Source organism: Dietzia sp. CW19, assembly GCF_014145265.1.
GTDB lineage: Bacteria > Actinomycetota > Actinomycetes > Mycobacteriales > Mycobacteriaceae > Dietzia > Dietzia natronolimnaea.
The window spans coordinates 1-5,518 of sequence record NZ_JAALEE010000287.1 but is presented as its reverse complement, the minus strand read 5'-3'; the positions used below and the strand labels follow the sequence as shown (position 1 = coordinate 5,518).

Annotated in this window: 5 protein-coding genes; all 5 read left to right on the top strand. The window is 70.3% G+C overall.

Annotated features, from left to right (window positions below; all coding sequences use genetic code 11):
* On the top strand, nucleotides 1-256 hold a 256-nt coding region (locus G6021_RS09285), incomplete at its 5' end, for a M23 family metallopeptidase (RefSeq protein ID WP_182641128.1).
* Between the two features lie 184 nt (nucleotides 257-440).
* Nucleotides 441-1,526 (top strand): S-(hydroxymethyl)mycothiol dehydrogenase, encoded by a 1,086-nt coding sequence (locus G6021_RS09280; RefSeq protein ID WP_182641127.1) that lies wholly within the window; start codon nucleotides 441-443, stop codon nucleotides 1,524-1,526.
* Nucleotides 1,523-2,182 carry an MBL fold metallo-hydrolase gene (locus tag G6021_RS09275; RefSeq protein ID WP_182610100.1) on the top strand — a complete coding sequence of 220 codons (660 nt, stop codon included), beginning with the start codon at nucleotides 1,523-1,525 and terminating at the stop codon, nucleotides 2,180-2,182. The genes G6021_RS09280 and G6021_RS09275 overlap by 4 nt, the downstream gene beginning before the upstream one ends.
* 17 nt (nucleotides 2,183-2,199) lie before the next feature.
* A complete protein-coding gene (locus G6021_RS09270; protein WP_182641126.1) occupies nucleotides 2,200-4,968 on the top strand; it encodes a cation-translocating P-type ATPase in 2,769 nt (922 codons plus the stop codon).
* Nucleotides 4,969-5,044: 76 nt separating this feature from the next.
* Nucleotides 5,045-5,494 carry an SRPBCC family protein gene (locus G6021_RS09265; protein WP_095717251.1) on the top strand — a complete coding sequence of 150 codons (450 nt, stop codon included), beginning with the start codon at nucleotides 5,045-5,047 and terminating at the stop codon, nucleotides 5,492-5,494.
* The last annotated feature ends 24 nt before the right edge of the window (nucleotides 5,495-5,518 follow it).

The following is a 5,518-nucleotide window of genomic DNA, read 5'->3' as shown; positions in this document are numbered from 1 at the left end:
CGTCGCCGCCGGCCCGGCCTCGGGTTACGGGCTGTGGATCCGCATCCAGACCGACGACGGGTACCTGCTCGAGTACGGCCACAACGACCAGAACTACGTCTCGGTGGGCCAGCGCGTCCACGCCGGTCAGGTCATCGGCACCGTGGGCAACCGCGGGTACTCGACCGGACCGCACCTGCACTTCGGCGTGCGCAACCCCGCCGGCCAGTGGATCGACCCCGTGCCGTGGCTGCGTGCCAACGGCGTCGCCGTCTGATCGGACCCCTCGAGCAGACCGCTCGACCCGCCGGAGCCCCGGACACCACAGGTGTCCGGGGCTCCGGTCGTTTCGCGTGCAGACGAATGGCCGGTCCTGCATATGTGGCAGGGTGGACGGGGTCCGGGCCGGGGCTCCGCCTGATCCGGCCCCGAGCCGAACCGACCTCGAGGAGAAACTGGGTATGTCACAGACCGTCAGGGGCGTCATCGCCCGTACCAAGGGGGCGGATGTCGAGCTCGTCGACGTCGTCGTCCCCGATCCGGGACCGAACGACGTCGTCGTCCGGGTGCAGGCGTGCGGCGTCTGCCACACCGATCTGGCCTACCGCGACGGCGGCATCAACGACGAGTACCCCTTCCTGCTCGGTCACGAGGCCGCGGGGATCGTGGAGACCGTGGGCGACCGCGTGACCCACGTGTCCGTGGGCGACTTCGTGGTGCTGAACTGGCGCGCGGTGTGCGGGGAGTGCCGGGCTTGTAAGCGTGGGCAGCAGCAGTACTGCTTCGCCACCCATAACGCATCGCAGAAGATGACCCTCACCGACGGCACTGAGCTCAGCCCGGCGCTCGGTATCGGTGCGTTCATCGATAAGACCCTCGTCCACGAGGGGCAGTGCACCAAGGTGGACCCGGCGGCCGACCCGGCTGTCGCGGGACTGCTGGGCTGCGGCGTGATGGCCGGCCTCGGGGCCGCGGTCAACACCGGCAACGTCACGCGCGGCCAGTCCGTCGCCGTGATCGGGTGCGGCGGCGTCGGCATCGCCGCGGTCGTGGGTGCCCGTCTGGCGGGCGCGTCCCGGATCATTGCCGTGGACCTCGACGACACCAAGCTCGAGTGGGCGCGCGAGTTCGGGGCCACCGACGTGGTCAACTCCTCCGGCACGGACCCGGTGGCCGCGATCCAGGAGCTCACGGGCGGCTTCGGCGCCGACGTGGTGATCGATGCGGTCGGTCGGCCCGAGACCTACGAGCAGGCCTTCTACGCCCGTGACCTCGCGGGCACGGTGGTCCTGGTGGGCGTGCCCACGCCCGAGATGCGGCTGGAGATGCCGCTTCTCGATTTCTTCGGCCGCGGGGGTTCGCTCAAGTCCTCCTGGTACGGCGACTGCCTGCCCGAGCGCGACTTCCCGATGCTGGTCGACCTGCACCTGCAGGGTCGGTTGCCGCTGGAGAAGTTCGTCAGTGAACGCATCGGGCTGGACGCGGTCGAGGCCGCGTTCGGTGCCATGAAGTCCGGTTCCGTCCTCCGATCGGTGGTGACCCTGTGAGCGAGACGTACACGAGTGCCGGCAATGCCGGCGGATTGCGTATCGAGAAGGTCGTGACGAGCGGCGTCTTCGCCCTCGACGGTGGCGAGTGGGAGGTGGACAACAACATCTGGATCCTCGGTGACGACTCCGAGGTGTACGTCATCGACGCCGCGCACACCGCGCAGCCGATCATCGACGCGGTGGCCGGGCGCACGGTCAAGGGAATTCTGTGTTCGCACGCCCACAACGACCACATCACCGTCGCCCCGGAGCTGGCCCGCGAGCTCGACACCCGGGTCTTCGTCCACCCGGGCGACCAGATGCTGTGGGAGGAGACCCACCCGACGGTCGCTCACGAGGACCTCGAGGACGGGCAGGTCTTCCAGATCGCCGGGACCGGGTTCACGGTGATGAACACCCCCGGCCACTCGCCGGGCTCGTGTGTCTTCCACGTCCCCGAGGCGGGCGTCCTGTTCTCCGGCGACACCCTGTTCTCCGGAGGGCCCGGTGCCACGGGACGGTCGTACTCTGATTTCCCGACCATCATCACCTCGATTCGCGACCGGATTCTCACCCTGCCCGCCGAGACCCTGGTCCACACCGGCCACGGTGACGGCACGAAGGTGGGCGAGGAGTCCCCACATCTGGAGGAGTGGATCGCCCGGGGCAGCTGACCGGGCACGATGGGGGGATGACGACGACGGACCGCGCCCCGGAGACGGACCGGCGCACCCCCTGGCACACACTGTCCACCGCAGAGGTGGTCTCCCGCCTCGGCGCGGGGTCGAACGGCCTGACCCGCGCCGAGGCGTCGCGTCGTCTCGCCGAGCACGGTCCCAACACCCTGCCGGTGGCGGCCGGGGTGCCGGCCTGGAGACGGGTCCTGCGGCTGCTCCGCGACCCCATGATCATGGTTCTCGCGGTGGCCGCCGTGGTGAGCGCCGTGATCTCGCGCGAGTGGGAGACCCCGGTCGTCATCCTCCTGGTGGTGGTGCTCAACACCGTGCTGAACTACGTGCAGGAGACGCGGGCCGAGGAGAGCCTGGCCGCGTTGCGCGACATGGCGGTGCCGCACAGCCGGGTGGTGCGGGACGGCGCCGAGGTGGAGGTGGACAGCGCGGATCTCGTCCCGGGGGACGTCGTGGTGGTGGAATCCGGCGACAGGGTCCCCGCTGACGGTCGCGTTCTCGAGGCGTCCCGGTTCCAGGTGGCGGAGTCGGCCCTGACCGGCGAGTCGGTCCCCGTGGACAAGACGGCGGGAGCGGTGGCCGCCGCGGACGCGCCGCTCGGTGACCGCACCGGCATGGTGTTCATGAACACCGAGGTCACCCGCGGTCGGGCGCGCGTGGTGGTCACGGGGACCGGTGAGCGCACGGAGATGGGGGCGATCGCCGAGCTGCTCGGCGGGGCGGGCGGTGAGCAGACGCCGCTCCAACGGCGGATCGGGGTCCTGGCCCGGGTCCTCACCGTGATCGCGCTGGTCGTGGTGACGCTGGTGATGGGGATCGGACTGGTGCGCGGGCAGTCCTGGGAGGACATGCTCCTCAGCGCGGTCTCGCTCGCCGTGGCCACCATCCCGGAGGGCCTCACCGCCGTGGTGGCGTTCACCCTCGCGATGGGCGCCGCGAGGCTCGCCCGTGAGGGGGCGATCATCAAGAACCTCGCGGCGGTGGAGACCCTCGGGTCGACCAGCCACATCGCCACGGACAAGACCGGGACCCTCACCCTCAACGAGATGACCGTGACGCGGATCGTCGCGGGCGGTTCCGCCTACACCGTCACCGGGACCGGATACGAGGCGACCGGCACGGTCCTGTCGTCCGATCCGGATGCCGTTCCGGACCTCCGGAGGGCGGCGGTCGCCATGACGCTGTGCAACGACGCGATCGTGACCGACGGCGAACTCGTCGGCGACCCCACCGAGGGCGCTCTCCTCGTGGCCGCCACCAAGTGCGGGCTCGACGTGGAGGGACTGCGTGCCGCACGGCTGCGGGTGGCCCAGGTGCCCTTCGACTCCGACCACAGGTTCATGGCCACCGTCAACCGCTCACCGGGCGGGGAGCTCGCGCTCAGCGCCAAGGGCGCGACCGGTGCGCTGCTGCCCCGGTCGACCCACGTGTGGAACGGCACGGACGCCGTGGAGCTCACCGACGAGCTGCACGAGGCGATCCGTCTCGCGACCGAAGAGCTCGCGGAGCGGGGCCTGCGGACCCTGCTCGTGGCGGGGCGCCCGTTCGAGTCGGCACCAGGCGAGGACGGATCCGGCGAGACCGGAGTAGATGAGAGCGTGCTCCTCGACGAGGTGCGGGGGCTGACCGTGTTCGCGGTGGTCGGCATCGTCGACCCGCCCCGGTCCGAGGCCGCCGAGGCCATCCGGGTGGCGCGCGAGGCGGGCATCTCGGTTCACATGATCACCGGCGACCACCTCGTCACGGCCTCGTCGATCGCCCGCGACCTGGGGATCGAGGGGGAGTCGGTGCGAGGGGTCGATCTCGACGGGATCGACGACGACGAGCTGACCGAGCGGGCTCCCGGAATGGGAGTCCTGGCCCGGGTGTCCCCCGAGCACAAGATCCGGATGGTCCGGGCCCTGCAGTCCGGCGGGGACGTCGTGGCCATGACCGGCGACGGCGTCAACGACGCGCCGGCTCTGAGTCAGGCCGACATCGGGATCGCGATGGGCGTCACCGGCACCGACGTGTCCAAGGGCGCGGCCGACATGGTGCTCACCGACGACAACTTCGCGACGATCGTCTCGGCGGTCGAGCAGGGCCGCGGAATCTACGACAACATCGTGAAGTTCGTGAAGTTCCAGCTCACCACCGCGTGGGCGTTCGTCCTGGTGTTCCTCGCCAGCGGGTTGTTCGGTCTGGCCGCCGTGCCGTTCACCGCCCTGCAGGTCCTGCTGGTGAACATCGTCATGGACGGTCCGCCGGCCATGGCTCTGGGCGTGGAGCCCGTGGAGAAGAACGCGATGCGGCGGCCACCCCGACCCGCCGACGAGCAGATCCTCACCCCGTCACGGCTGGTGCGGATCCTGTGGTTGGGCGTGGTCATGGCCACCGGGACGCTGCTGGTCCTCGCGTTCGCGGAGTCGATGTTCCCCGAGCGTGCGGGCGTGCCGCTGTTCGCCACCACCCTCGCCTACGCCGCCTTTGTGTTCTTCCAGGTGTTCAACCTGATGAACGTCCGCTCCACGGACGGCTCGGTGTTCTCCCGGGACATGGCGCACAACGCCCCGATCTGGGTGGCGCTGGCCGCGGTCCCGCTGCTGCTGGTGGCCGTGGTCCAGGTGCCCTTCCTCCAGGGGATCTTCGACACCACCCCGTTGCACGCCGACGAGTGGTTGTTGGCGGTCGCGGTGGGCTCGTCGATCCTCTGGCTCGAGGAACTCCGGAAAGCCGGGGCGAGGTGGCGCGCTCGGCGGTACGAGGGATCGGGCACGATGGTGGTTGTCTGACGCGCCCCTGTCGAGGGCGCCGCCACCGGCGATTCCGGCGGGCGCGACGTGGTCAGGCAGAGGAGGAGTCACGATCATGGGCAGGGTCACCGCCAGCAACACCATCGTCATCGAGGCGCCCGTCGCGACCGTGACGGCCGCGATCGCGGACTACGCCCAGGTCCGTCCCCGGATCCAGCCCGAGCAGTTCACCGCGTACAGATTGATCGAGGGCGGACAGGGGCACGGCACCGTGGCGGCGTGGAACCTCCAGGCCACCAAGAAGCGCAGCCGGGACGTCAAGGCCACCGTGACCGTGGACGAGGCCGCGGCGCACTGGTCGCTGGTGGAGAAGGACGCCAACTCGTCCATGGCCACCACCTACACGGTCCGCGAGGCCACCGGGGGTGCGCTGGTGGAGATGACCACGTCGTGGGACGGGGCCGGGGGAGTGGGCGGGTTCTTCGAGCGGACCTTCGCCCCGGCCGGGCTCAAGCGGATCCAGCACCAGTTGTTGGCCAACCTCAAGGCCGACGTCGAGGGGTGAGCCCCGAATCAGGCGCCGAGGGGT

What these genes read in the sequence shown, in the direction of transcription:
- G6021_RS09270 (WP_182641126.1), top strand. Translation starts at nt 2,200, where the DNA reads ATGACGACGACGGACCGCGCCCCGGAGACGGACCGGCGCACCCCCTGG.
- G6021_RS09280 (WP_182641127.1), top strand. Translation starts at nt 441, where the DNA reads ATGTCACAGACCGTCAGGGGCGTCATCGCCCGTACCAAGGGGGCGGAT.
- G6021_RS09265 (WP_095717251.1), top strand. Translation starts at nt 5,045, where the DNA reads ATGGGCAGGGTCACCGCCAGCAACACCATCGTCATCGAGGCGCCCGTC.